Origin of the sequence: Pseudogemmobacter blasticus, from assembly GCF_003071405.1 — a bacterium.
GTDB lineage: Bacteria > Pseudomonadota > Alphaproteobacteria > Rhodobacterales > Rhodobacteraceae > Pseudogemmobacter > Pseudogemmobacter blasticus.
The window spans coordinates 849747-874486 of record NZ_CP020470.1 but is presented as its reverse complement, the minus strand read 5'-3'; the positions used below and the strand labels follow the sequence as shown (position 1 = coordinate 874486).

Here is a 24740-nt window from a genome sequence, read left to right as displayed (position 1 = left end):
GGCATGAACCGCGTGTTGCCGATCCTGACGGTTGTCGCGGCCATCGTGGTGCTGTGGTATGGCGCGGCGGTGGCGATGAACCGGGCCTGGGTGCTGGATCAGGCCGCGCGCGCGGCGACCGAACCGCCCGCCTTCGGCCAGATGGTCGCCGCCACCATGACACAGGAACGCCCCGTGCTGCCCGCGCCGCATCAGGTGGTGGCCGAGCTGTGGAAGGGCGTCGCCGGGCAGGCGATCACCTCGAAGCGCAGTCTGGTCTATCACGGCTGGATCACCCTGTCGGCCACGCTTCTGGGCTTTGCCATCGGCACGGCAGCGGGCATCGCGCTGGCGGTGGGCATCGTCCACAACCGCGCCATGGACATGAGCGTGCTGCCCTGGGCGATTGCCAGCCAGACCATCCCGATCCTGGCCATCGCGCCGATGTTCATCGTGGTGATGAACAGCATGGGGGTGCAGGGGCTGGTGCCAAAGGCCATCATCTCGGCCTATCTGTCGTTCTTCCCGGTGGTGGTGGGCATGGTCAAGGGGCTGCGCGCGCCCGATACGATGCAGCTTGACCTGCTGCGCACCTATAACGCCGGGGGCGCGGCGGTGCTGGGCAAGCTGCGGCTGCCGGCCTCGATGCCCTATCTTTTCGCCTCGCTCAAGGTGGGGGCGGCGGCGGCTCTGGTGGGGGCCATCGTGGGCGAACTGCCGACCGGCGCCGTGGCGGGGCTGGGCGCGCGGCTTTTGTCGGGCAGCTATTACGGCCAGACCATCCAGATCTGGGCGGCGCTGTTCGCGGCGGCCATCGTGGCGGCCGGGCTGGTGGCAGTGATCGGGCTGGTCGAGCGGGTGACGCTGCGGCGGATGGGGATGGCGCGATGAAGAACGCTTCGGCCTTCGACTGGACCCTGACGGGGATCGTCATTGCCGCGCTTGTCGCGGGCTGGATTTATGATCCCCGGCTGGGCACGGTCCTGTCGATCTGGCTGGGCGCCTGGGCGATCAACGCGATGATCGCGCAGGGCAGGGGCTCCTTGCCGCGCTGGCTGGTGCCGGCGCTGTTCGGGGTGACGCTTCTGGTGCTGTGGGAACTGGTGGTGCGGCTATTCGCGGTGTCGCCGGTCATTCTGCCGGCCCCTTCGGCGATTGCCGCGCGGATTGCGGGCAGCGGCCCCACGCTTTGGGCCGATTTCGTGCAGACCGGCCTGAAAGGCGCGCTGACCGGCTGGCTGATCGGCTGCGCCGCCGCCGTGGCGGCGGCCATCGCGGTGGACCGCAACCCCTTCCTGCAACGCGGCCTGCTGCCGGTGGGCAATTTCGTGGCCGCGCTGCCCATCGTCGGCATCGCGCCGATCATGGTGATGTGGTTCGGCTTCGACTGGCAGTCCAAGGCCGCCGTGGTGGTGGTCATGGTGTTCTTCCCGGTGCTGGTGAACATGGTCGCGGGTCTGAAGGCGACCGATGCCATGCAGCGCGACCAGATGGCCACCTGGCACGCCAGCTATTGGCAGACGCTGTGGAAACTGCGGTTCCCCGCGGCGCTGCCCTTCCTGTTCAACGGGCTGAAGATCGCCACCACGCTGGCGCTGATCGGCGCCATCGTGGCCGAGTTCTTCGGCAGCCCCATCGTTGGCATGGGGTTCCGCATCAACGCCTCGATCGGGCAGCTTGCGCTGGACATGATCTGGGCCGAGATTGCCGTTGCCGCGGTTGCCGGATCGGCCTTCTATGGGCTGGTCGCACAGATCGAAAAGCGGGTGACCTTCTGGCACCCGTCACAGCGTCGCTAATCAAAATGGGCCGCAAGACAGGCCTGCAACAGGAGAGGAAGCCATGAAGAAAGTGATGACGGGGACGTTGCTTGCCGGGCTGCTGGCGGCGGGCGGGGCCTGGGCCGAGGATGTGACCCTGCAGTTGAAATGGGTCACGCAGGCCCAGTTCGCCGGCTATTACGTGGCCAAGGACAAGGGCTTTTATGAGGAAGAGGGTCTGAACGTCACCATCCTGCCGGGTGGCCCCGATGTGGCCCCGACCCAGGTGATCGCCGGCGGCGGTGCCGATGTGGTGGTGGACTGGATGCCGTCCGCGCTGGCTGCCCGCGAAAAGGGGCTGGCGCTGGTGAACATCGCCCAGCCGTTCAAGTCGTCGGGGATGCAGCTTACCTGTCTCAAGGAATCGGGCGTGGCGACGCCGGCCGATTTCAAGGGCAAGACGCTGGGCGTCTGGTTCGGCGGCAACGAATATCCGTTCCTGAACTGGATGGGCAAGCTCGGCCTGAAGACCGACGGTTCGCCCGATGGCGTGACGGTGCTGAAGCAGGGCTTCAACGTCGATCCGCTGCTGCAAAAGCAGGCCGCCTGCATCTCGACCATGACCTATAACGAATACTGGCAGGTCATCGACGCCGGCATCACGCCCGAGCAACTGGTGAACTTCAACTACACCACCGAAGGCGTGGCGACGCTGGAAGACGGGCTTTATGTCATGGAAGACAAGCTGTCGGATGCGGCCTTCCAGGACAAGATGGTCAAGTTCGTCCGTGCTTCGATGAAAGGCTGGAAGTGGGCGGAAGAGAACCCCGACGAAGCCGCGATGATCGTGCTGGAAAATGACGAGACCGGCGCCCAGACCGAAGCGCATCAGAAGCGCATGATGGGCGAAGTGGCCAAGCTGACCGCCGGGTCGAACGGCGCGCTGGACGAGGCCGATTATCAGCGCACCGTCGATGCGCTGATGTCGGGCGGGTCGGATGCTGTCATCACCAAGGCGCCGGAAGGGGCCTGGACCCACGCGATCACCGACAAGGCGCTGCAATAACCGCAGCGGCCTGACGGGACAGCCGCGCCCGGGGGCAACCCCGGGCGCGTTTGCGTTTGCTCAGGCGTTGTTAACCTGTGCCCGCCAGACTGCCGCGCGGCGGTGGGGCGGGCACATGCAGGGCGGAATCTGGCGGATCGGTCTGGGCGTTCTTCTTGGCGCGGCGCTGTTGGCGGGGCTGTTCGTGCTGGTCTGGCGCGATGGGCAGCGCGCACCGCCCGCCTGGCTGCGCGGCCTGCCGGGCCCTGAGGCCGAGGCGGCGTTCTGCCTTGCCGTGGCCGAACGCATCGACGACCGCAGCCGCGGGGCCGATGCCCGGCTGGCGCGGTTCCTGGATGAGCAGATCCTGTTCTGGCGCGGGCGTGCCGGCAGCGCGCTGGGCGCGGGGCGGGCCGCGCTGGCGGCCGAGACCGCCGATCCGACCCGGCCCGAGGATCGGGCGCTGTTCCTGGCCTTGCAGGATTGTGCCTGGCGGGCACTGTCCTTCTACGGCCATCGCTTCCCCTCGATGGAGGAGGGTGGCTTGTAAAGCCCGTGTCAATTTGACAAACCTTTTACAGGAGGGGCCGCGCCATGCCGATGACCGCCTTGACCGGAACACGGTTGCGCGAACGCCGGCTTGCCGCCGGGTTGCGGCAGGCCGATCTGGCGGAACGCGCGGCGATTTCGCCGTCCTACCTGAACCTGATCGAACACAACCGCCGCAACGTGACGCCCGAGGTGCTGGCCCGGCTGGCCGCGGCGCTTGGGATCGAACCGCAGGCGCTGGCCGAAGCCTCGGCCGGGGCGCTGCTGGACGACCTGCGCTCTGCCGCCGCCGCCTTGCCCGCCGCCGAGGCCGAGGTGGCGCGGGCCGAGGATTTCGCCGGTCGCTTCCCCGGCTGGGCGGCGCTGACCGCCGCGCTGCATGGCCGCAGCGTGGCGCTGGAGCGCGCGGTTGCCGCGCTGAATGACCGTCTCAGCCATGACCCGCACCTGTCGGCGGCCCTGCATGAACTGCTGTCGGCGCTGGCCGGGGTGCGCGCCACCGCCGCCATTCTGGCCGAAACGCCCGACCTTGCCGCCGACTGGCGCGACAGGTTCCACCGCAACCTTTATCAGGACAGCGAACGTCTGGCCGAGGGGGCCGAGGCGCTGGTGGCCTATCTGGACCGATCGGAAGCCGCCGCCGACGAAGGCGTGACCGCCCCGCAGGATGAGGTGGAACTGTGGCTGGCGGCGCGCGGCTGGCACCTGCCCGAGGTGGAAGGCGGCGATCCCGCCGCGCTGGGGCCGGAGCTGGAGGCGCTGGCCTCGGGCGCGGCGCGGGTGCTGGCGCGGGCGCATGTGGCGCAGGTGGCGGAAGATGCCGCCGCCCTGCCGCAGCCCGCCTTTGCCCAGGCGCTGGCCGAGGATGGCCCCGATCCGGCCCGCCTTGCCGCCCGCTTTGGCTGCGGTCTTCTGGCGGCGATGCGGCGGATTGCGCTGCTGCCCGGTGCCAAGGCGGGGCTGGTCACCTGCGATGCCTCGGGCACGCTGCTGTTTCGCAAACCGGCTGACGGCTTCGCGCTGCCCCGCTTCGGCGCGGCCTGCCCGCTGTGGCCGCTTTATGCCGCCCTTGGCCGGCCCGGCGCCCCGGTCGAGGCGCTGGTTGCCCCGCCTGGCCCCGACGGGCAGGTGTTCCGCTGCCTGGCCTTTGCCGAAACCCGCCTGCCGCTGGGCTTTGCCGGGCCGGAGCTGCGGCTGGCGGCGATGCTGATCCTGCCAGACCCGGCGCCGCGGGGCACGCGCGCGGTTCTGCCCGTTGGCCCCACCTGCCGCATCTGCCCGCGCGGAGGCTGTCCGGCCCGCCGCGAACCCTCGATCCTGGGCGAAGCGGCCGCCTGATCTTTTGCCGTCTCAGCTTTTGACAGGGGGTTTTGACAGGGGGCGGCTTTCCGCCGATACTGACCGCCTGTTCCGCCGGGTGCGGGGGAACACGGGGGATACCGGGGGGAGAATCGCACCGCATGGGCCAGCATGTCCTGCTGATCGAGGACGAGCCGAACATTGCCGAAGCCATCGGCTTCATCCTGTCACGCGACGGCTGGCAGGTGACCCATCTTTCCACAGGGACCGGGGCCGCCGCCACGGCGCAGCGCATCACCCCGGACCTGATCATCCTTGACCACATGCTGCCCGATCTGTCGGGGCTGGAGGTGCTGGCGGCGCTGCGGGGCGACCCTTCCACCGCCGCCACGCCGGTGCTGATGCTGACCGCCCGTGGCCAGAGCCGCGACCGCGAGGCCGCCGCCCGCGCCGGGGCCGACAGTTTCATGGCCAAGCCCTTTGCCAATGCCGAGATTCTGGCCGAGGTGCGCGCCCTGGCCGGCCGTGCCCCCGTGGCGCGGGGCTGAGATGAAAATCCCCCGGCGCCCGATGTTTCTGGGGCGCATCCCCTATCGCCGCCGCCGCCTGCGCGATGCGGCGCGACTGTTGCCGCTGTTCGGCCTGTTCTTCCTGCTGCTGCCGTTGCTCTGGTCGCCGCCCGGCAACGAAGGGCGGCGGTTTTCCGGCGATCTGGTCTATCTGTTCGGCCTCTGGGTGGGAATGATCGTGCTGGCCGCTGCCATCGCGCCCGGCCTGTCGCGCCGTGATGGCGAACCGGATGAGGACGAGGACTGACAGGATGCCCTTCAACCTGCTGGTCCTGGCCTGCATCACCTATGTCATCCTGCTGTTCCTGGTGGCCTTTCTGGTGGAAAGCCGGGCGCGGCGCGGGCGGCTGGGCTGGCTGCGCAGCCCGCTGGTCTATACGCTGTCGCTGTCGATCTACTGCACGGCCTGGACGTTCTATGGCGCGGTCGGTTACGCCGCCCGCTCCGGGCTTGAGTATCTGACCATCTACTTCGGCCCGACGCTGGTGTTCATCGGTTGGTGGTGGATTCTGCGCAAGCTGGTGCGGATCGGCCGGCAGCACCGGGTAACCTCCATCGCAGACCTGATCTCGGCCCGCTTCGGCAAGTCGAACCTGCTGGGCGTGATCGTCACGCTGATGGCGGTGGTGGCGACCACACCCTATATCGCGCTGCAACTGCAATCGGTGGTGCTGTCCTTCGGCGTCTTTGCCGAACACGCGCCCGACGGATCGGCGCCGCTGGGGGCGGACCCCACGGCCATCTGGGTGGCGGCGGGGCTGGCGCTGTTCACCATCCTGTTCGGAACCCGCAACCTGGATGCCAAGGAGCAGCACCACGGCATCGTCACCGCCATCGCGGTCGAGGCGGTGGTCAAGCTGTTCGCGCTGATCGCGGTGGGCATCTTCGTGGTCTGGGGGCTGGCGGGCGGCGTGTCGGGCATGATGCAGCGCATCGACGCCTCGGCCATCACCGGCTGGGCCATGAACCCCGGCCGCTGGACCGGGCTGATCCTGCTGGCGGGCGTGGCGGTGATCTGCCTGCCGCGCATGTTCCACGTTCTGGTGGTGGAAAACTACGACGAAGGCCACCTGGCCCGCGCAAGCTGGGCCTTTCCCGCCTATCTGATGCTGATGAGTCTGTTCATCGTGCCCATCGCCGTGATGGGGATGGAGCGGCTTCCCGCCGGATCGAACCCCGACATGTTCGTCCTGACCCTGCCCCTGACCGAAGGGCAGGGGGCGCTGGCGATGCTGGCCTTTCTGGGCGGGTTTTCCTCGGCCACCTCGATGGTGATCGTCGAGGCGATCGCGCTGGCGACCATGGTGTCGAACCACATCGTCCTGCCGGTCTGGCTGCGGCTGCGCCCGGCGGGGGCCATCTCCGAAGACGTGCGGGCGGTGGTGCTGAACGCGCGGCGGGTGTCCATCGGTGTCGTGCTGGCGATGGGCTATGGCTATTACCATGTGTCGGGCGGCTCGGCCGCGCTGGCCTCGATCGGGCTGATCGCCTTTGCCGGGGTGGCGCAGTTCCTGCCGGCGATGATCGGCGGCATCTTCTGGCGCGGCGCCACCCGGGTCGGCGCCATTGCCGGGCTGATCGTGGGCTTTGCCGTCTGGGCCTATGCGCTGTTCCTGCCGTCCTTCGGCCCCGATGCGGTGTTCCCAGCCGGTCTTCTGGCCGATGGTCCCGCCGGCATCGGCTGGCTGCGGCCGCAGGCGCTGTTCGGCAGCGACGGGATGGACCCGCTGATCCACGCGCTGTTCTGGTCGCTGTTCCTGAACGGCACCGCCTTCTTCCTGGGGTCGGTCATCACCTTCCCCGGCCCGGTGGAACGCTTGCAGGGGGCGGCCTTCGTCAATGTCTTCGAAGGCCCGCTGCGCCCGCGCGGCCTGGGCGGCGGCCATGTCGAACCCGAGGCGCTGCTGGTCATGGCGCAGCACATCCTGGGCGACGAAGCCGCCCAGACCTTGTTCGAGGAAGCCGCCCGCGCGCAGGGCAAGCGCCAGTCGATCCTGCCCGACCCGACGCCCGCCTTCGTGTCGGATCTTGAACAGCGGCTGTCCGGCTCGGTCGGGGCGGCCACGGCCCATGCGATGATCGCCAATGTCACCGGGCAGGGCACGGTCACGGTGGATGACCTGATGACGGTGGCGCGCGAAAGCGCACAACTGATGGAATATTCCGCCCAGTTGGAAAACCAGCGCGAGGAACTGGCCCGCACCGCCACCGCCTTGCGCGAGGCGAATGACAAGCTGACCCAGCTTTCGGTGCAGAAGGACGCCTTCCTGAGCCAGATCAGCCATGAACTGCGCACGCCGATGACCTCGATCCGGGCGTTTTCCGAGATATTGGCCGAGGGCGACCTGCCGCCCGCGATGGTGGCGCGCAGCGGCCGCATCATTCAGGACGAATCGCGCCGCCTGACCCGGTTGCTGGATGATCTTCTGGACCTGTCGGTGCTGGAAAGCGGCAAGGTGCAACTGACGCTGGGCCTGGCCAACCTGCGCGAGATGATCGACCGCTCGATCCAGGCGGCGGAACAGATCAAGCCCGAGACCCGCTTCGTGATCCTGCGCGATCTGGCGGCGGAAAGCCTGTTCCTGCGCACCGATGCCGACCGGCTGACGCAGGTCTTCATCAACCTCATCTCGAACGCGCGGAAATACTGCGATGCGCCGCAGCCGGAAATCCGCATTGCGGTCAAGATGAAGGCGGGCCGGGTGCGCATCGACATTGCCGACAACGGCAGCGGGATTCCCAAGGATGCGCAGGGCCTGATCTTTGAAAAGTTCGGCCGCCTGCCGGGCGAGATGCGGGCCAAGGGCGCCGGGCTTGGTCTGGCGATCTGCCGCGAGATCGTGGCCAATCTGGGCGGCACCATCGCCTATCTGCCGGGGCAGGGCGGGGCGGCCTTCCGCATTGTCCTGCCGCTGCGGCTTGAGGCGAAAGCCGCTTAACCCATTCCTAACGGCGGTGGGGATAGCCTGCCGGGGATCGGGGCCGCGCGGGTGGGCCCCGCCTTGCACGGATTGGCCCATGAATGACATCCTGCGCCGCAAGGTGACCAGCGGCAGCGCCGCCGAAGGCAGCCCCGGCGCCGATCATGGCTGGCGGCTGGCCTTTGCCCGCGCCGCGCGCGATGGCGTGGGCCTGCTCTTGACCGTGACCGATCTGCAGATCGCCCGGCGCGGTCTGGCCGAACTGCTGGACTTGCCGCCCGACCGCGCGCTGATCGCGCTGCTGGACGGGCCGGCCGGCGGGCTGGGGCTGATCGCGCTGTCGCCCGACCTGACCGCCGCCCTGATCGAACGGCAGACCATCGGCCGCGTCGCGCCCCAGTCCCCCGCGCCGCGCCGCCCGACCCGCACCGATGCCGCCATGGTGACCGGCGTGATCGACCGCGCCCTGATCGAGCTTGAGGCGCTTCTGGCCGATGAGGCCGATCTGCTGTGGGCTGGCGGCTTTCGCTATGCCTCGTTCCTGGAAGACCCGCGCCCGCTGGGCCTGCTGCTGGAGGATCAGCCCTATCGCGTGCTGCAGCTTGCGGTCAGCATGGCGGACGGGGCGCGCAGCGGCCATGTGCTGCTGGCATTGCCCGCCGAAAGCCGCGGCCGCCTGCCGGGCGGGATGCCGGCCGATGGCCCCGCCGGTGAAACGCCCCCCGAAGGCGCCACCGCCTTTGCGCAGGGCCTGGCCGAAGCGGTTTCGGGCGCCGGGGTCACGCTGGATGCGGTGATCGCCCGGCTGTCGCTGCCCCTGTCGGCGGTGACGGGCCTTGCCCCCGGCCTTGTGCTGCCGCTGCCCGAGGCCGCGCTGGACCGGATCGCGCTGCAAGGGGGCGATGGCCGGTCGGTCGCGCGCGCCACGCTGGGCCAGCATCGCGGTCAGCGCGCCCTGCGTCTGGCCGCGCCCGAGGCCGGGCAGGGCGCCGTGGCCGTGATTCCGCCGCCCGGACAGCGCCCGCAGGACCGGCCAGCGGTCAATGGTCCGGCCTTCGGCGACGGTGCCGATCCGGCGTTTCTGGCGACAGGGTAGCGGGTCAGCCCGCCGCGCCGCGCTGGGCGGCCAGCGCCTCGATCTGGCCGCGCAGGGGTTCAAGGTTGTAGCCGAACCGGGCCGGAACCCCGATCAGCTCATCCGCGGGGCGGCTGCCGGCCTGCGTCAGCGCCCAGACCACCGAACAGCGGTTGCCGCTGGCGCAATAGGCAAAGACCGGCCCGGTGGCCGCCGCCATGGCCTGCGCCTGCGCGGTGACATTCTCCATCGTCAGCGCGCCGCCGATCACCGGGTTGGCGACGAAGGTCAGCCCCAGCGCCTCGGCGGCGCGGCGCATTTCGGCGGTGTGCAGATGGGGCGGGATCTCGCCATCGGGGCGGTTGTCGATCACCATCACATAGCCGGCGGCCTTGATCGCCGGCAGGTCCGACGGTTCGATCTGCGGCGAGACGGCATAGCCGGGCGTCAACGGGCGAATATCCATGGGGGCGATCCTTCGGCAAGGGCGGGCGGGACAGGCGGGCGCGGCGACCTTAGCCCCGCGCCGCGGCCAGCGGAAGCCCCGCCGTCACAGCCCGTTGATCGGCACCTTGAGATAGCTTTTGCCGTTCTCCTCGGGCTCGGGCATCTGGCCGGCGCGCATGTTCACCTGCAAGGACGGGATGATCAGCCGCGGCATGGCCAGCGTGGCATCGCGCGCCTGCCGCAGCGCGATGAAATCTTCGCGCGACTTGCCGGCGCCGATATGCCGGTTCAGCCGCTTCTGGTCGCCCACCGTGGTTTCCCAGGCATAGTGATCGCGCCCCTCGGCCTTGTAGTCATGGCCGACGAAGATCCGCGTCGCTTCGGGCAGGGACAGGATCTTCTGGATCGACTCCCACATGGTTTCGGCGCTGCCACCGGGGAAATCGCAGCGGGCGGTGCCGAAATCGGGCATGAAAAGCGTGTCGCCGACAAAGGCCGCGTCGCCGATGACATAGGTCAGGCAGGCCGGGGTATGGCCGGGCGTGTGCAGCACATTGGCCCGCATCTGCCCGATCATCAGGCTGTCGCCATCGCGGAACAGCCGGTCGAACTGGCTGCCGTCGCGCTGGAACCGGGTGCCTTCGTTGAAGATCTTGCCAAAGGTTTCCTGCACCACGGTGATCCGGTCGCCAATGCCGATCTGCCCGCCCAGCCGTTCCTGGATATAGGGCGCGGCCGACAGGTGGTCGGCGTGGACATGGGTTTCCAGCACCCATTCAAGGGCAAGGTCATTGTCACGGATGAAGGCGATCACCGCATCGGCGGACCTGGTGTCGGTGCGCCCCGAGGCATAGTCGAAATCCAGCACGGAATCGATCACCGCACAGGCGCGGCCTTCGGGGTCGCGCACCAGATAGGTGATCGTGTTGGTGGCTTCGTCGAAGAAGGCGTGAACCGCGGGCGACATGCTGCTATCCTGACTTGGTGTTCTGACAGTCTAGGGAAAATCCCGCCCGGTTTCCAGCGGGGGCCGCCGGGCCACGGTTTCCGGCATTGACCTGCGTCAAGGCGAAAGACCCGGCCAAGGCGCAGGATTTCGCGGCAAGGGAAGGAGCCCAGAATGACCAAAGCCGCAGACCCCGGCATCGCCGCCCGCAAGGCCGTGATGGAGGCCCGCCTTGCCGATCTCAGGGCCCGCCTTGCCGCGATTGAGACCGAGCTGGATTCCCATGTCGAGCGCGACTGGGAAGAAGCCGCGGTCGAGCGCGAGGGCGATGAGGTTCTTGAGGCCGCGGGGGCCTCGGGGCAGGCGGAAATCCGCAGGATCGAGGCGGCGCTTCAGCGCATCGAAGAAGGCGAATACGGCTATTGCGCGAAATGCGGGGCCGAGATCGCCGCCGAGCGTCTGGATGTCGTGCCGTTCACACCGTTTTGCCGTAGCTGCGCCCCCTGACCCGGACGCGTGGCGCATGGGAGGAGGAGCGACCATGACCACCGGAAAAGACCAGGACCCGATCACCCGGCTTGCCGAGGAAAGCCTTGACCTTGCGGCGGCGGGGCAGAAAGCCATGATGGACGTGCTGACCGCCGAGATGCGTCTGTTGGCGGCACTGGTGCCGTCCGCGCCGCCCGAGACGGCCTTGACCGGCGATGACGAGGCCCGGCGCCGGGCCGAGGACGCCGCGATCGAGGACGGTTTCGACAACATGCCGGTCTGACATTGCCGGTCTGAAACCGCCGCCGCGCATGGCAACGGGTTGCCAAGAGCCTGTGCTTTCAGGTTAAGTCCTTGTGGAAAGGCCGAACCCGGCCCCGGGGAGCCGTATGACGGAAGCTGAACCTGCGCTGGTTCGCGAGGAAATTTCTGGCGACGTGCTGGTGCTGTCAATCGACAACCCGCCGGCCAACGACCTGTCTCCGCCGGTCCGGGCGGCGCTGTTGCGCGGGCTGACCGGGGCAGGGGCCGGTCGTGCGGTGGTGATCCGGGCCGAAGGTCGCAACTTCTCGGTCCCGACCGCGCTGGACTGCGCCGGCGATGAGAGCGCCCGCCCAACCCTGGGCGAGCTGTGCGCCGCGGTTGACCGGCATCCGCAGGCGGTGGTGATGGCCCTGAACGGGCTGGTGATCGGCGCTGCGGCGGAACTGGCGCTGGCGGCACATGTCCGTGTGGCAAGCCCGCTGACCCGTCTTGCCTTTGCCGATGTGGGCCTGGGCCTTGTGCCCGGCGCCGGCACAACCCAGCGGCTGCCCCGCCTTGTGGGCACCATCGAGGCCATCGCGCTGCTGCTGCGCGGCCGTCCGGCAACGGCGGCCGAGGCGCTGGAGATCGGGCTGGTTGATCGGGTGGTGGACAGTGCGCTTGAGGCGGCCGCCGTGGCGCAGGGGGCCACGATGCCCGGCCCGCGCCCGACCGCGCTGCGCCATGACCGCCAGTCCGACCCGCAGACCCATGCCGCCGCCATTGCCGCCGCCCGCGCCGAGGCTCTGCGCGGTGTGCTGCCCGCCCCGAAGCGGATCATCGACTGCGTCGAGGCGTCGCTTTACCTGCCCTTCGAGGCCGGCTTGGCGATGGAGTCCGTGGCCCGCGAAGACCTGGCCGCCACGCCCGAGGCGCAGGGCCTGATGGCCGTGGCCCGGGCCGAACGCCATGCCGCGCGCCTGCCGGCGGCGGTGGCGAAGGTGCGGCCGCGCGAAATCACCCATCTGGGCCTGTCCGGCGGCGCGCCGCAATTCGCGACGCTGGCGCTGATGGCGCTGGGGCAGGGGATGCGCGTCAGTTGGTTCGATGCCGACGCCGCCCGTCTGGACCGTGCGCAAGACTGGATCGCCGCGCGGCAGGATGAGGAAATCCGTCTCCGCCGGCTGACGCCGCTGCAGCGCGATGCCGACCGATCCCGCCTGTTTCCGCTTGTCGATGCGGCGTCGCTGGCGTCGGCGCGGCTGGTCATCCATGCGCAGGCCGATGCCGATTTCGCCCGCCTTGCCGCCCGTGGCCCCTCTGTTCCGCAGCTTGTGCTGGGCGGGGCCGAGGGCGCGCTGGGGCTGGCCCTGTCGCCTTCGGCCCGCAGTTGCGAACTGGCCGTGCCGCCCGACGCGCCGCCCGGCCCCGTGGCCGCGACCGTGCTGCTGCTGCGCCGGCTTGGCCTGTCTCCGGTGCTGGTGAACGGGCTGCCCGTGGTGGGGCGGCGCGTGTCGGGGGCGGGCCGGGCGGCCCTGGCCCGGCTGCTGGCACTGGGCGTTCCGCGCGACAGCATCGCCGCCGCGCTGGATGAATTCGGCCAGGCCACCCCGGCGCTGGCCGATCCCGACCCGGCCCCTGTTGCCGCGCGCGCCATGCCCCGGCCCGAAATCCTGCGGCGCTGGCTGGCCGCCATGGCGAATGAAGGCCTGCGCCTGCTGGACGCCGGCGTTGCGCGCTGCCCGTCGGACATTGACTGGCTCATGGTGGCCGGCCACGGGATGCCGCGCTGGCGCGGCGGGCCGATGTATCAGGCGTCTCTTCGGGGCCTTCTGGTGTTGCGGGCCGACCTGCAACACTGGCGCGACGATGATCCCCTCTGGGCGCCGCATCCGCTGATCGACCATCTGATCGCCGAAGGCCTGTCGTTGTCAGACCTGAACCGGGCAGACCTGAACGGGGCAGACTGAGCTTGCGCGCCTCAGCGCAGGAAAAGCCCGGTCACCACCAGCATCAGCCCCAGCGCCGACAGCGCCAGCGCGCCCATGTTGATGACGACCACGCGCTGCAACTCGGCCCGCATCGCGTCATCCGTCAGGCCGGCGCGGCGGGCCTTCAGGGCGCGCAACACGCAATAGACAAGGCCCGCGATGCCGCAAAGGGAAACCAGCGCGCCTGCCCAGACCAGCATCTGCATTGTCGTTCCTTCCTGCGGTTGCGGCGCCCCTTGGCTAACGGCTGCGCACCGCCCGCGCAAGTCTGATGAGGGGGGTTGAATCGCCCCGCCGCGCCGGGCTATCTGACGGCCCGATCACCCCGAAAGGCAGGATGTTCCCATGGCCGACGCGCCCGACAGCTATTCCATCGCCGCCGACGAACTGCGCCAGTTCATCGAGCGTTACGAGCAGCTTGAGGCCGAAAAGAAGGACGTGGCCGAACAGCAGAAGGAACTGATGGCCGAGGCCAAGGGCCGTGGCTATGACACCAAGGTTCTGCGCAAGGTCGTGGCGCTGCGCAAGCGCAAGCCCGACGACATTGCCGAAGAGGAAGCGGTGCTGGAGATGTACAAGACCGCTTTGGGCATGAGCTGATCCTGCTGATCACCCCGCCGGTCGCCCTGTCGCGCCCGATCAGGGCGCGATGAAGGTGACGCCCGGCATCTGCCGGATCAGGGCCACGTCCTCGTAATAGGCGGCGGTGATTTCCTCCACCAGCTCGGCGGTCCAGCCGGGCAGGTCGATGCTCATCTCGATGCGCTCGGGCAGGGCGTATTTGTCCAGAAACGCCGCCACGATCCGGCGCCGCTGCTGGATCGACGCCGGCGGATGTGCCACCAGATAGGCCTTCAACTGGGCCAGCCCTTCGGGCGACATGATCGCGGCCAGAAGTTCATCGGTATCCGTCAGTTCGGTGCCATCGGCATGGCCCGACACCGCCTGCAACACCTCGGGCCAGATCAGCGGCGTGTCCTCATCGCACCAGATGACCAGCGGCACGCCCGGGTTTTGCGCCAGGATCTGACGCACCACCAGCGACCAGCGCAGTTCGGCCGGATAGGTGCCGCGGATGAAATCCTCATAGGGGCGGGCGCGCTGCTTTTCGAACAGCGCCGGAACGAAGGTTGCCGGATTGCGCAGCGCCAGATGAAACTCGGCCTCGTTCTGCGGCAGGATGCGGGTAAAGGCGCGGATGCGTTCGCCCGCGAACGTGTACATCTGGCCGTTCAGCACCCATTGCGGAAAGCTGAGGAAACTGTCCCAGCTTAGCACAACGCGCGAGGCCTGGTTGTCCTCGACCAGTTGTTCCATGACGATGGTCTGGATCTCGGCGTCGGACGCCGCCCCCTTCAACTGCACCGCCGTATCGCGCAGCAGCCGGCGATACCGCGTCGGAGCCGGCACCAGGATGCCCTGTGCGGCAAGCGCCACGCGGTTCTTCAGCAGGCAGCGGATCAGCCGCTCTTCATCGGTGCAATGGGCGCCGAGGTGATAAACAATACGCATATTCAAGGAACGGGCTCGACTCTTTCTGTTCGGCGGATGCAGGCCGCGCCGGACTATACGGGCTTTTCTTTACAGGGAAACCGGATTCGGCTAACCCGCATTTATGTCCGACCAAAATACTCAACAGCCAGCCGCGGCCCTGCGGCGCCGGTCCTTCGCATCGCTGCTGCCGGACCTGTGGAGCGTGGGGGCCGCGCTGATTGCGGTGCTGGTGCTGGCGCCGGTGGTCTCGGTCGTCTGGATCGCCTTCCATCCGACCGAAAACATCTGGCCGCATCTGATGGCCAGTGTCTTGCCCCGCTATCTGACCACCACGCTGATCCTGATGCTGTCGGTGGCGGTGCTGACCGCCGCCATGGGCACGGGCGCGGCCTGGCTGGTGTCGATGTATCGCTTTCCGGGCCGCAACTGGCTGGATTTCGCGCTGTTCTTCCCGCTGGCGATTCCGGCCTATGTCGGCGCCTATGCCATTGTCGACCTGCTGGATTTCGCCGGTCCGGTGCAATCGGCGCTGCGGCAGGCCATGGGCTGGACCAGCGCCCGCGACTACTGGTTCCCGCAGACCCGCTCGCTCTGGGGGGCGGCGCTGGTGCTGTCGGCGGCCTTCTACCCCTATGTCTATCTGCTGGCCCGCGCGGCCTTTCGCGAACAGTCGGGCTGCACCTATGAGGTGGCCCGCGCGCTGGGGCAGGGGCCTTGGGGCCTGTTCGCGCGGGTTGGCCTGCCGATGGCGCGGCCCGCCATTGCCGTGGGCGTATCGCTGGCGCTGATGGAGACGGTGGCCGACTACGGCACCGTGCATCACTTCGGGGTGCAGACCCTTACCACCGGCATCTTCACCACCTGGCTGGATGGCGGCAATGCCGGCGGCGCGGCGCAGATCGCCGGTGTGGTGCTGACGCTGATCCTGGTTCTTGTCACGCTGGAGCGGCTTTCGCGCCGCAACGCCCGTTTTCACCGCCTGTCCCGCGCCCAACGCCCGATCGAGCGCCAGCCGCTGACCGGCCTGCGCGGGCTGGCGGCGCTGGCGGCCTGCCTTGTGCCCTTCACGCTGGGCTTCGTGCTGCCGGTCGCGGTCATGGCCTACCACTCGGCACAGGCCCCGGCGCAATGGCTGGCACCCGGTCTGTTCAAGGCGCTGGTCAACACGCTGGTCGCCGGCGGCGGCGCGGCGCTGGTCACGGTCACGCTGGCGCTGCTGCTGGTCTATGGCCTGCGGCTTTCGGCGCATCCGGCCGGCCGCATCGTGCTGCCGCTGACCACGCTGGGCTATGCCACCCCCGGCGCGGTGCTGGCGGTGGGCCTGCTGTTGCCGCTGGCGGCGCTGGACCATCGCCTTGCCGACGGGATCGAGGCGCTGACCGGCCACGATCCCGGCCTGCTGATCACCGGCACCGCCTTTGCGCTGGGGCTGGCCTATGTGGTGCGGTTCTTCGGAGTGGCGCAGGGGGCGGTCGAAACCGCCTTCGGCCGGGTCTCGCCTTCGCTGCCGCTGGCGGCCCGGTCGCTGGGCCGCAGCCCCGGCGGCACGCTGATAGCGGTCTATCTGCCGATGATGCGCGGCTCGGTCCTGACGGCGCTGCTGGTTGTCTTCGTCGATTGCGTCAAGGAACTGCCCGCGACGCTGCTGCTGCGGCCATTCAATTACAACACCCTGGCCACGCGCGTCTTCGAACTGGCCTCGCTGGAGCGCCTGTCCGAAGCCGCCCCCGCCGCGCTTTTGGTCATGGCCGTGGGGCTGGTCGCGGTGATCCCCATCGCACGTTCCGGGCAGACCTGACACCCCGACGCTTGCACCCCCCCGCCCGCCTGCGCTAAACAGCCCCCGTGTGCCCCTATAGCTCAGCTGGTAGAGCATCTGATTTGTAATCAGGGGGTCGGGGGTTCAAGTCCCTCTGGGGGCACCAGATTTCAACCCAAACCTTCCCTTGACCGGCGCATCCTGCGGTGGAACGCTGCACGGGCGCCGATGGTGCGCCCCTACGTCAGCCGCGCGGCCAAGCTGCCGCCCCAACCGGGAGACCGACCGATGTGTGACGCTTGCCTGATCGACTCTGTCAAAGCCTCGATGCTCAGCCGCCGCGCGCTGTTTGCCGCGGCGGCCGCCACCACCGCCGCGGTGGTGGCCTCGGGGCTGACCTCGGCCCGGCCCGCGCTGGCGCAGGCCGCCGGCCGGGTGGTGGACCTGACCCATGCCTATGATGGCAGCTTTCCCACCTTCGACGGTGTTCCGGGCATCCTTTACGAACCGGCGGTCAAGTTCGCCGACTCGGGCTACCAGCTCTGGAAGCTGACGATCTACGAACACACCGGCACCCATATCGACGCGCCGCTGCATTTCACCGCCGATGGCACCTCGGTCGCCGATCTGGCGCCCGAGCGGCTGGTCTGCCCGCTGTGCATCATCGACATCAGTGCCAAGGCGAAGGACGACGCCAATGCCACGGTCGCGCCCGAGGATATCGAGGCCTGGGTGTCCGCCCATGGCGAGATTCCCGCCGGGGCGCTGGTGGCGTTTCATTCCGGCTGGGCGGCCAAGGTGGGCAGCCCCGAATTCCGCAACACCCCGGATGGCAAGTTCGCCTTCCCCGGCTTTTCCAAGGCGGCCACCGACCTGCTGGCCACGCTGGACGTGGCCGCGATCGGGGTGGATACCCTGTCGCTGGACCCCGGAAATTCCGCCGATTTCGCGGTGCACAACAGTTGGCTTCCCGGGGGCCGGTTCGGGATCGAGAATCTGGCGAACCTGGATCAGTTGCCGCCCGCCGGCGCCACGGCCTTTGTCGGCGCCCCCAAGCACAAGGGCGGCACAGGCGGCCCGGCCCGCGTGCTGGCGGTGGTCTGATGGGCACCGTTCCCCTGCTGACGGACGAGGCGGCCGCACCCGAGGCCCGCGCCGTTTTCGACGACATCCGGGCGAAACGGCAGACCGATTACGTCAACAACTTCTGGCGCGCGCTGGCCAATGATCCGCCGCTGTTGCAGGCCACCTGGGACCGGCTTCAGCAGGTCATGGCCCCGGGCGCGCTGGACCCGCTGGTGAAGGAGATGGTCTATATCGCCGTCTCGGTGGCGAACGGCTGTTCCTATTGCATCCACAGCCACACCGCCGCGGCCCGCGCCAAAGGCATGACGCCCGAGATGCACGCCGAGCTTCTGGCGGTCGTCGGGATGGCGGCGCAGACCAATGCGCTGGTCCATGCGCTTCAGGTCGAGGTGGACGCGCGGTTCAAGGCATAGGGCGGGGAAGCCATACCCTGACGGCATGGCCGAATTGCTGCGGGCGCACTATCGCGCATTGCTGCGCTGCGGCAAGATGCGGAAAGGGGGGACATCCTGACCAAAGGGTATCCCATGTTCACGTCCACCAGACCGAATGCCTTGTGGCGCCGCCTTGTCGCGCTGGCCGAATCCCGGCCCGATGTGCGGGCGCTGAACCGGCTGAATGCCACCACGGACGAAGACCTTGCCGCCCGCGGGCTGACCCGCGTGGGCGAGGTTCATCGCATCATGGGGGCCAGATTCTACATCTGAGACCCGCCCTTTGCGCGCCGCCGCAACTTCGATAGGTTGGCGCGCGAAACAGGGGGGCAGGATGAGCAGGGAACCCAGCGGGCTGACGCGCGCGACCAGTGATCAGGTGTCGAAGATCCTGGACGGACCGCCCACGATGGAGCGGTTGAATGCCGCGCTGCGGCTGCTGGCCAAGTGGCGCTCGATGGTGCTGGCCAACACGCATGAGGCCCATGCCGGTACCACCGTGCTTGCGGGGCCGTTTGCCGGAATGGCCTTTCCCGTGCCCTCGGCCGAAGGCGGGCGGGCGCCGCGCCTTCTGGGCAGCTACGAGGCCAGCCTTGTGCCCGTGTTCGAAACCATCATCGCGCGGGCCTATCCCCTGGTCGTCAACATCGGTTCGGCCGAAGGATATTATGCCGTGGGTCTGGCCCGCCGGATGCCGCAGACGCGGGTGCTGGCGCGTGACATCGACCTGAACGCGCAGGCGCTGTGCCGAACCCTGGCCGCGGCCAATGGCGTGGCGGACCGGGTCGAGGTGGGCGGCGAGATCACCGCCGCCGATCTGGCGATCTGCGCCGACCAGCCGACCGTCGTGCTGTGCGACATCGAGGGGGCCGAAGACAGCCTGCTGGACCCGGTGGCCGCCCCCGGCCTGGCCGCCGCTGACATTCTGGTGGAACTGCACCCCAGGAACCGCCCCGGCCTGGCCGACCGGATCGAGGCGCGGTTTCAGGCCAGCCACCGGATCACCCGCTTCGGCCGCAGCTTCACCGCCACGCCGCTGCCGCCCTGGACCGAAACCCTGAATGATCTGGACAGGTTGCTGCTGATCTGGGAATGGCGGGCCTCGCCAACGCCCTGGCTGTGGATGGAACGGAAATGACCAAACCGCTGGCCAATGCCGCGATCTATTTTGCGCTCGATGGCTATGATCCGGCCGCCAAGGGCATCAACGGCCGCCGTGTCGCGGGCGAAAGTTTCCTGAACGGCTATCTCGATCATGCCCGGGCCGATGAGGTGGTCAGCCTGACCCACGGCCTTCGCGATGCGCGGCATTTCAGTGCGATCGTCGCCCGGCGGGCGGGCCACCGGCGCGTGCGCAGCGTGATGCTGGACCGCGCGCAAGAGATCGCGCCGCTGGACGTGCTCAGCTATCCCAGCCCCGCGATTGGCCGGGAATGCTGGCGCCGGTCGGAATACGGATCGGCGGCCTATGCCATTTGCGGCGTCACCCATACCATCGCGACCCGGCTGTTCATGCAGTCGATGATCGAGATGCGGACCGCGCCGCAGATGCCCTGGGATGCGGTGATCTGCACCTCGCGCTCGGCGCTGGATGCGCTGACCCTTCAGATGGACCTGATCGACCAGAACCTTGCCGCCCGGTTCCGGGGCACCGCCCCGCCGCGGCCGCTGATGCCGATCATTCCGCTGGGCATCAATTGCGACGACTTCGCCCGCGATCCTGCCGCCGGCGCGGCGCTGCGGCACCGGCTGGGCATCGGCAAGGACGACATCGCCTGCGCCATCGTGGCCCGGCTTTCCGTTTCGGAAAAATTCGATCCGCTGCCGCTGTTCATCGCGCTGTCCCGCGCCCAGGCCGAGGCCGGGCGCCGGTTCCACCTCATGCTTTACGGCAAGTTCGGCGACGCCCGGTCGCGCGAGATCTTTCTGCGCGGGGCCGCCACCCTGATGCCCGGCGTCGGCTTCCATGTCATCGACGGCTCGGTCGCCGAGGACCGTCTGGCCACGCTGTCGGGCGCCGACATCTTCCTGTTTCCCATCGACAATGTGCAGGAAACCTTCGGCCTTGCCCCGGTCGAGGCCATGGCCGCCGGCCTGCCGCTGATCGTCACCGACTGGGACGGCATGAAGGACACCGTTCCGCCCGAGGTGGGCATCCGCGTGCCCACCGAAATGCCGCCACAGGGGGTATCAAGCCGCCTGGGCCGCCGCCTTTACGGCGAAACCGACAGCTATCCGCAGTTCTGCACCCAGCTTTCGGCGCTGACCCGGGTGGATCTTGGCGCCCTGGTCCGGGCGCTGGTGCAACTGGGCAGCGATCCGGCGCTGCGGGCGCGGATGGGGGCGGCGGGGCAGGCCCGCGCCCGTGCCGTCTATGACTGGGCCACCGTCCTGCCGCAGATGCAGGCGCTGTGGGGGGAACAGGCGGCGATGGTTGCCCATGCCCGGGCCACGGGGCAGGGCGAACCGCCGGTGCCGGCCCACCAGTTTCCGCCGCTGCCGCTGCCGGGCCTGTATTTCCGCAGCTTCCCCACGCGGGTGGCGCGCGACCCTGGCCGCCGGTTCGTGGCCTTGCCCGCTGACGACCTGCCCGCGCCGGAGGCGCTGCTGGACCTGCGCAATTATGAGGCCGCGAACCGCCTGATCGAGCCGCGGTCGCAGATCACGGCCACCCTTGCGGCCTTGCGGCAGGCCGGCCCCCAGGGGGCCACGCCCGACGATCTGGTGGCGGCGACCGCCATTCCGCTGGCCAGCGTCTGGCGCTGCCTGTTCTGGCTGATGAAATACGGGCTGGCGGAATGACCGCCACGCCGTCCCCCCGCAGCATCCTGATCACCGGCGCCGGCAGCGGCATCGGCCGCGCCACGGCGCGCGCCTTTCTGGCCGCCGGCTGGCGCGTGGCGCTGATGGGCCGCCGCGCCGCCGCCCTGCAGGAAACCGCCGCCGGGGCGCCCGCGCTGATCCTGCCCGGCGATGTGGGCATCGCGGGTGATGTTGACGCCGCCTTCGCCCGCCTTGCCGCCGACTGGGGCCGGCTGGATGTGCTGTTCAACAACGCCGGCATCGCGCTGCCGGGCCGTCCGATCGACGAAATCGCGGTCGAGGACTGGCTGGCGCTGTGCCAGACCAATATCACCGGCATGTTCCTCTGCGCCCGCGCCGCCTTTGGCCTGATGCGCCGGCAAGACCCGCAGGGCGGCCGGATCATCAACAACGGATCAATCAGCGCGCACGCGCCGCGGCCCGGTTCGGCACCCTATACCATGTCGAAACATGCCGTCACCGGCCTGACGAAAACGCTGGCGCTGGATGGCCGCCGCTTCGGCATCGCCTGCGGCCAGATCGACATCGGCAACGCCGCCACCGACATGGCCGCAGCTTTTCCGAAAGGCGTGCCGCAGGCCGATGGCAGCCTGCGCGCCGAGCCGGTCTTCGATGTGGATCACGTCGCGGCGTCGGTGCTGCACATGGCCAGCCTGCCGGCCGACACCAACATTCCGTTCCTGACGATCATGGCGCGCGACATGCCCTGGCTGGGCCGCGGCTAGGGGAACTCAGGCCCCCGGCTTGCAGAACATGTCATAGACCAGGGTGATGGTGCGCAGCACCTTGGGGTCCTGGATCGAATAATAGATCGCCTTGCCGTCGCGCCGGGTGGCCACCAGCCCCTCAAGCCGCAGCCGTGCCAGTTGCTGGCTGACCGCCGCCTGACGCGAGTCGAGCAGATGTTCCAGTTCGGTCACCGATTTTTCGCCCGAAGACAGGTGGCACAGGATCATCAGGCGCCCCTCATGCGCCAGCGCCTTGAGAAAGCCCGCGGCGGCGGTGGCCTGTCGCAGCATCTGGTCGGCGGGCAAGGTGCCGCAGGCTTCGTCGTCACTGATACGGTCGGGCTGAAGGGAGTTCATCACCAAACGCCTCTGAATATGTGCGACCGATTCATAGCACGAAGAGGTTTCCCATGCGAGAGCGGCCTTGCCGCGCCCGGCCCGCGCGGGGCAAGGTTCGCCGCAAAGCCGGGCGCCCGCAGAATCGCCCGGTGATGAGGGAGATAGCATGATCCGTCCATCCGCCTTTACCGCGCCCGGCCGTTTCTGGCGTGGCAACCTTCACACCCATTCGACCCGTTCCGATGGCGTGCTGTCCCCGCAGGAGGTGTGCCGCCGCTACCGCGACGAAGGCTATGATTTCCTGGCCCTGACCGACCATTTCATCGGGATGTATGACTATCCGCTGGTCGATACCACGCCGTTCCGCAGCGAAGGCTTCACCACGCTGCTGGGGGCCGAGCTTCATTCGGGCGCGCAGAAGAACGGCGAGCTGTGGCATATCCTTGCGGTCGGCCTGCCGCTGGATTTCGCGCCGCCCACGACCACCAGCTTCATCGCCGAACCGGGGCAGGAGACCGGCCCCGAAATCGCCGCCCGCGCCGTGGCGGCGGGGGCCTTTGTCGCCATCGCGCATCCGCAATGGTCGGGGCTGACGCTGGAAGACGCCCGCAGCATCACCGCCGCCCATGCGGTGGAAATCTACAACCACGGCTGCGCCGCCGGCTGCGACCGGCCTGATGGCGCCGGCATCGCCGATCTCTTGCTGACCGAGGGGCGGAAGCTCTCGCTCATCGCCACCGATGACGCGCATTTCTCGGAGCCCGACCATTTTGGCGGCTGGGTCATGGTGAAGGCCACCGAGAACACGCCCGAGGCGCTGCTGGCGGCGCTGAAACGCGGGGATTTCTATTCCTCGCAGGGCCCCGAGATCCGCGACATCCGGGTCGAGGGCAACAAGGCCATCGTCGAATGTTCGGCGGCGGTGTCGGTGGTTGCCATGGGCTGGGGCACCGGTGCCAAGGGCGTGCATGGCCAGTCGATGACACGGGCCGAAGTGCCGCTTGACCGGCTGCTGGGCAGCCCCTGGCTGCGCATCTCGGTGATCGACGCCGCCGGTCGCCGGGCCTGGTCGAACCCGATCTGGCGCGAGGAAGGGCCGAACCCGCGCCGGGCGCAGGGTTAGGGCAACGCGGGCGGCCGAAAGGCCGCCCTTTGCTCCGGCTGTCGGGCGGGCGTCAGCCCAGCGGCGCGATCAGCGCCTTCAGGGCCGCCAGTGGGTCTTCGGCGCCCCAGATTTCCTCGCCGATCCCGAAGAAATCGGTGACCGGCCCGAATTCGGCAACCAGCTCTGCCGTCAGCCCGCCTTCGGCGATGACCGGCACCTCGATCATCTCGGACCACCACTGGAACAGGTCGAAGGCCGCCTGTTCGCCCTTATCCAGCCCGGTGGTGCCGATCGGGCCGAAGGCCACATAATCCGCCGCCGCCTCGCCCGCGCTGATGCCTTCGTGCCGGGTCGGGCCGCAGAAGGCGCCGACGATGGCATCCGGCCCCAGATCCTTGCGCGCGGCCCGCACCGACCGCGCGCCGTCGGTCAGGTGCACCCCGTCCAGCCCGTGCCGTTCGGCCAGCAGGACATGCCGTTCGATCACCACAGCCACATCGCGGGCATGGGCGATTTCACGGCAGGCATCCGCCGCGCGACCCAGATCGTCGGTGTCCTTCGTGGCCAGCGCCAGCCGCAGGCAGGCGATTTCAACCGCATCCATCACCCGCGCCAGCCGGTCGGGAAAGACCTCAAGATCCAGCACGGGCGGCGTGATCAGGGTGATCTGGGGGCGGTCGGCTTCGGCCATGATTTCGGCTCCGGCAAGGGGTTTCGCGCTCCTCCTAGCAGCCTTTCCTCGGCTTGACCACGGGGCCGCAATGCCTTGCCCGCCGGGCGGTGCCGGTCTATCACCCGGCTTTCCGTGACCGCCGGCGTCCAGCAAAAGGGAAAGCCATGATCGACCCCGTCTTCATCCTGGTCCGTCCGCAGATGGGCGAGAACATCGGCGGGGCCGCGCGGGCGATGCTGAACTTCGGGCTGGACCGGATGCGGATCGTCGATCCGCGCGACGGCTGGCCCAACCCGCGCGCCGCCGCCACCGCCAGTGGCGCCGGTGTCGTGCTGGATCGGGCGGGGCTGTTTCCCGATGTGGCCGGGGCCGTGGCCGACTGCGACTTCGTGTTCGCCACCACGGCGCGCGGGAGGGAACTGGTCAAGGAAATCGTCACCCCCGAACGCGCCATGGCCATGGCACGGGCCCTGGTGTCCGAGGGCAAGAAGGTGGGCTTCCTGTTCGGCCCCGAACGGGCCGGGCTTGAGAACGAAGATCTGGTTCATGCCAATGTCATCGTCACCGTGCCGGTGAACCCCGAATTCTATTCGCTGAACCTGGCGCAATGCGCGCTGCTGCTGGCCTATGAATGGCGCCGGCAGGGGGTGGCGGTGCCCGAGTCGGTGCTGGGTCTGGCGCGGACCGACATGGCGACCCGGGTCGAGGTTGAACGGCTGGGCGACCATTTCGAAGACCGGCTTGAAGCGGCGGGCTTCTTCTTCCCGCCCGACAAGGCGCCGGGCATGAAGATCAACCTGCGCAACATGTGGGGCCGTCTGGGCCTGACCCGCGCCGAGGTGCAGACGCTGCACGGCATGTTGCGCCAGATCGCCTGGAAGCTGAAGCGTCAGGGCGAAACCGACGATCCCGAAGGGTGAACCGGACCTTGCGGAGCGGCGCGAAGCCGCGCCGCAGGCCATCTGCCTCGTCGTCGCGGGGTCCCG

Annotated in this window: 28 protein-coding genes and 1 tRNA gene; 23 read left to right on the top strand and 6 right to left on the bottom strand. The window is 68.8% G+C overall.

Translation table 11 applies throughout. The features are described from left to right. Window positions 1-3 precede the first annotated feature (3 nt). The 9 genes from B6K69_RS04175 (at window position 4) to B6K69_RS04135 (ending at window position 9218) form a co-directional block, all read left to right on the top strand. Window positions 4-870 (top strand): ABC transporter permease, encoded by an 867-nt coding sequence (locus B6K69_RS04175; RefSeq protein ID WP_108642888.1) that lies wholly within the window; start codon window positions 4-6, stop codon window positions 868-870. Between the two features lie 128 nt (window positions 871-998). After that, complete coding sequence (locus tag B6K69_RS04170) at window positions 999-1778, top strand: ABC transporter permease (protein WP_108644763.1); 780 nt, start codon at window positions 999-1001, stop codon at window positions 1776-1778. Window positions 1779-1821: 43 nt separating this feature from the next. Continuing rightward, window positions 1822-2805 (top strand): ABC transporter substrate-binding protein, encoded by a 984-nt coding sequence (locus B6K69_RS04165; RefSeq protein WP_108642887.1) that lies wholly within the window; start codon window positions 1822-1824, stop codon window positions 2803-2805. Between the two features lie 115 nt (window positions 2806-2920). Beyond that, a complete protein-coding gene (locus tag B6K69_RS04160; RefSeq protein ID WP_108642886.1) occupies window positions 2921-3334 on the top strand; it encodes a hypothetical protein in 414 nt (137 codons plus the stop codon). A 44-nt stretch (window positions 3335-3378) separates the two neighbouring features. After that, entirely contained in the window at window positions 3379-4671 is a 1293-nt protein-coding gene (locus tag B6K69_RS04155) for a helix-turn-helix transcriptional regulator (RefSeq protein ID WP_108642885.1), read from the top strand. Between the two features lie 122 nt (window positions 4672-4793). Then, window positions 4794-5180 (top strand): response regulator transcription factor, encoded by a 387-nt coding sequence (locus tag B6K69_RS04150; RefSeq protein ID WP_107674217.1) that lies wholly within the window; start codon window positions 4794-4796, stop codon window positions 5178-5180. A 1-nt stretch (window position 5181) separates the two neighbouring features. Next, window positions 5182-5448, top strand: coding sequence for a hypothetical protein (locus B6K69_RS04145; protein ID WP_107674218.1), 267 nt, complete (start codon window positions 5182-5184; stop codon window positions 5446-5448). Window positions 5449-5452: 4 nt separating this feature from the next. Further along, the gene (locus tag B6K69_RS04140; protein ID WP_108642884.1) at window positions 5453-8140 is read left to right on the top strand and encodes an ATP-binding protein; all 2688 of its coding nucleotides are present in this window, start codon (window positions 5453-5455) and stop codon (window positions 8138-8140) included. Window positions 8141-8219: 79 nt separating this feature from the next. Continuing rightward, complete coding sequence (locus B6K69_RS04135; protein ID WP_108642883.1) at window positions 8220-9218, top strand: FliM/FliN family flagellar motor switch protein; 999 nt, start codon at window positions 8220-8222, stop codon at window positions 9216-9218. 4 nt (window positions 9219-9222) lie between these two features. Here B6K69_RS04135 and B6K69_RS04130 read toward each other — a convergent pair whose 3' ends face one another. Both B6K69_RS04130 and B6K69_RS04125 read right to left on the bottom strand, forming a co-directional pair. After that, the gene (locus tag B6K69_RS04130) at window positions 9223-9663 is read right to left on the bottom strand and encodes a protein tyrosine phosphatase family protein (RefSeq protein ID WP_107674221.1); all 441 of its coding nucleotides are present in this window, start codon (window positions 9661-9663) and stop codon (window positions 9223-9225) included. Window positions 9664-9747: 84 nt separating this feature from the next. After that, window positions 9748-10611 carry an MBL fold metallo-hydrolase gene (locus B6K69_RS04125; RefSeq protein WP_108642882.1) on the bottom strand — a complete coding sequence of 288 codons (864 nt, stop codon included), beginning with the start codon at window positions 10609-10611 and terminating at the stop codon, window positions 9748-9750. Between the two features lie 153 nt (window positions 10612-10764). Here B6K69_RS04125 and B6K69_RS04120 point away from each other — a divergent pair, with 153 nt between their 5' ends. The 3 genes from B6K69_RS04120 to B6K69_RS04110 all read left to right on the top strand — a co-directional run bounded on the left by B6K69_RS04120 (window position 10765) and on the right by B6K69_RS04110 (window position 13292). Continuing rightward, window positions 10765-11097: a TraR/DksA family transcriptional regulator gene (locus tag B6K69_RS04120; RefSeq protein ID WP_107674223.1), complete on the top strand. Its 333-nt coding sequence runs from the start codon at window positions 10765-10767 to the stop codon at window positions 11095-11097. 34 nt (window positions 11098-11131) lie between these two features. Then, entirely contained in the window at window positions 11132-11362 is a 231-nt protein-coding gene (locus B6K69_RS04115) for a hypothetical protein (RefSeq protein ID WP_108642881.1), read from the top strand. A 106-nt stretch (window positions 11363-11468) separates the two neighbouring features. Continuing rightward, complete coding sequence (locus B6K69_RS04110) at window positions 11469-13292, top strand: enoyl-CoA hydratase-related protein (protein ID WP_108642880.1); 1824 nt, start codon at window positions 11469-11471, stop codon at window positions 13290-13292. Window positions 13293-13303: 11 nt separating this feature from the next. On the opposite strand, the gene B6K69_RS04105 is transcribed toward B6K69_RS04110, so the two are convergent. Next, on the bottom strand, window positions 13304-13519 hold the full coding sequence (locus tag B6K69_RS04105; RefSeq protein WP_107674226.1) for a hypothetical protein: 216 nt from the start codon (window positions 13517-13519) through the stop codon (window positions 13304-13306). 139 nt (window positions 13520-13658) lie between these two features. Here B6K69_RS04105 and B6K69_RS04100 point away from each other — a divergent pair, with 139 nt between their 5' ends. Continuing rightward, complete coding sequence (locus B6K69_RS04100) at window positions 13659-13913, top strand: DUF2312 domain-containing protein (protein WP_107674227.1); 255 nt, start codon at window positions 13659-13661, stop codon at window positions 13911-13913. 39 nt (window positions 13914-13952) lie between these two features. On the opposite strand, the gene B6K69_RS04095 is transcribed toward B6K69_RS04100, so the two are convergent. Then, on the bottom strand, window positions 13953-14831 hold the full coding sequence (locus B6K69_RS04095) for a hypothetical protein (protein ID WP_123876528.1): 879 nt from the start codon (window positions 14829-14831) through the stop codon (window positions 13953-13955). 97 nt (window positions 14832-14928) lie between these two features. Here B6K69_RS04095 and B6K69_RS04090 point away from each other — a divergent pair, with 97 nt between their 5' ends. From B6K69_RS04090 to B6K69_RS04055, 8 genes are all read left to right on the top strand, one after another. Continuing rightward, window positions 14929-16605, top strand: coding sequence for an ABC transporter permease (locus B6K69_RS04090; protein ID WP_108642878.1), 1677 nt, complete (start codon window positions 14929-14931; stop codon window positions 16603-16605). 51 nt (window positions 16606-16656) lie between these two features. Continuing rightward, a tRNA-Thr gene (locus B6K69_RS04085) sits at window positions 16657-16732 on the top strand. A gap of 122 nt (window positions 16733-16854) precedes the next feature. Then, on the top strand, window positions 16855-17670 hold the full coding sequence (locus B6K69_RS04080; protein ID WP_164681878.1) for a cyclase family protein: 816 nt from the start codon (window positions 16855-16857) through the stop codon (window positions 17668-17670). After that, window positions 17670-18065 (top strand): carboxymuconolactone decarboxylase family protein, encoded by a 396-nt coding sequence (locus B6K69_RS04075; RefSeq protein WP_108642876.1) that lies wholly within the window; start codon window positions 17670-17672, stop codon window positions 18063-18065. Before B6K69_RS04080 ends, B6K69_RS04075 begins: the two co-directional genes overlap by 1 nt. A gap of 114 nt (window positions 18066-18179) precedes the next feature. Continuing rightward, window positions 18180-18359 (top strand): hypothetical protein, encoded by a 180-nt coding sequence (locus tag B6K69_RS04070; protein ID WP_108642875.1) that lies wholly within the window; start codon window positions 18180-18182, stop codon window positions 18357-18359. Window positions 18360-18420: 61 nt separating this feature from the next. After that, a complete protein-coding gene (locus tag B6K69_RS04065; RefSeq protein WP_108642874.1) occupies window positions 18421-19224 on the top strand; it encodes a class I SAM-dependent methyltransferase in 804 nt (267 codons plus the stop codon). After that, complete coding sequence (locus B6K69_RS04060; protein ID WP_164681877.1) at window positions 19221-20888, top strand: glycosyltransferase family 4 protein; 1668 nt, start codon at window positions 19221-19223, stop codon at window positions 20886-20888. Before B6K69_RS04065 ends, B6K69_RS04060 begins: the two co-directional genes overlap by 4 nt. Then, complete coding sequence (locus tag B6K69_RS04055) at window positions 20885-21634, top strand: SDR family oxidoreductase (RefSeq protein WP_108642872.1); 750 nt, start codon at window positions 20885-20887, stop codon at window positions 21632-21634. Before B6K69_RS04060 ends, B6K69_RS04055 begins: the two co-directional genes overlap by 4 nt. A 6-nt stretch (window positions 21635-21640) precedes the next feature. On the opposite strand, the gene B6K69_RS04050 is transcribed toward B6K69_RS04055, so the two are convergent. Then, entirely contained in the window at window positions 21641-21994 is a 354-nt protein-coding gene (locus tag B6K69_RS04050) for an ArsR/SmtB family transcription factor (RefSeq protein WP_107674236.1), read from the bottom strand. Window positions 21995-22142: 148 nt separating this feature from the next. On the opposite strand from B6K69_RS04050, the gene B6K69_RS04045 reads away from it, so the two are divergent. Then, complete coding sequence (locus B6K69_RS04045) at window positions 22143-23099, top strand: PHP domain-containing protein (protein WP_418260287.1); 957 nt, start codon at window positions 22143-22145, stop codon at window positions 23097-23099. Between the two features lie 52 nt (window positions 23100-23151). On the opposite strand, the gene B6K69_RS04040 is transcribed toward B6K69_RS04045, so the two are convergent. Continuing rightward, window positions 23152-23772: a thiamine phosphate synthase gene (locus B6K69_RS04040; protein ID WP_108642871.1), complete on the bottom strand. Its 621-nt coding sequence runs from the start codon at window positions 23770-23772 to the stop codon at window positions 23152-23154. A 146-nt stretch (window positions 23773-23918) separates the two neighbouring features. On the opposite strand from B6K69_RS04040, the gene B6K69_RS04035 reads away from it, so the two are divergent. Continuing rightward, on the top strand, window positions 23919-24674 hold the full coding sequence (locus tag B6K69_RS04035; RefSeq protein ID WP_108642870.1) for an RNA methyltransferase: 756 nt from the start codon (window positions 23919-23921) through the stop codon (window positions 24672-24674). The last annotated feature ends 66 nt before the right edge of the window (window positions 24675-24740 follow it).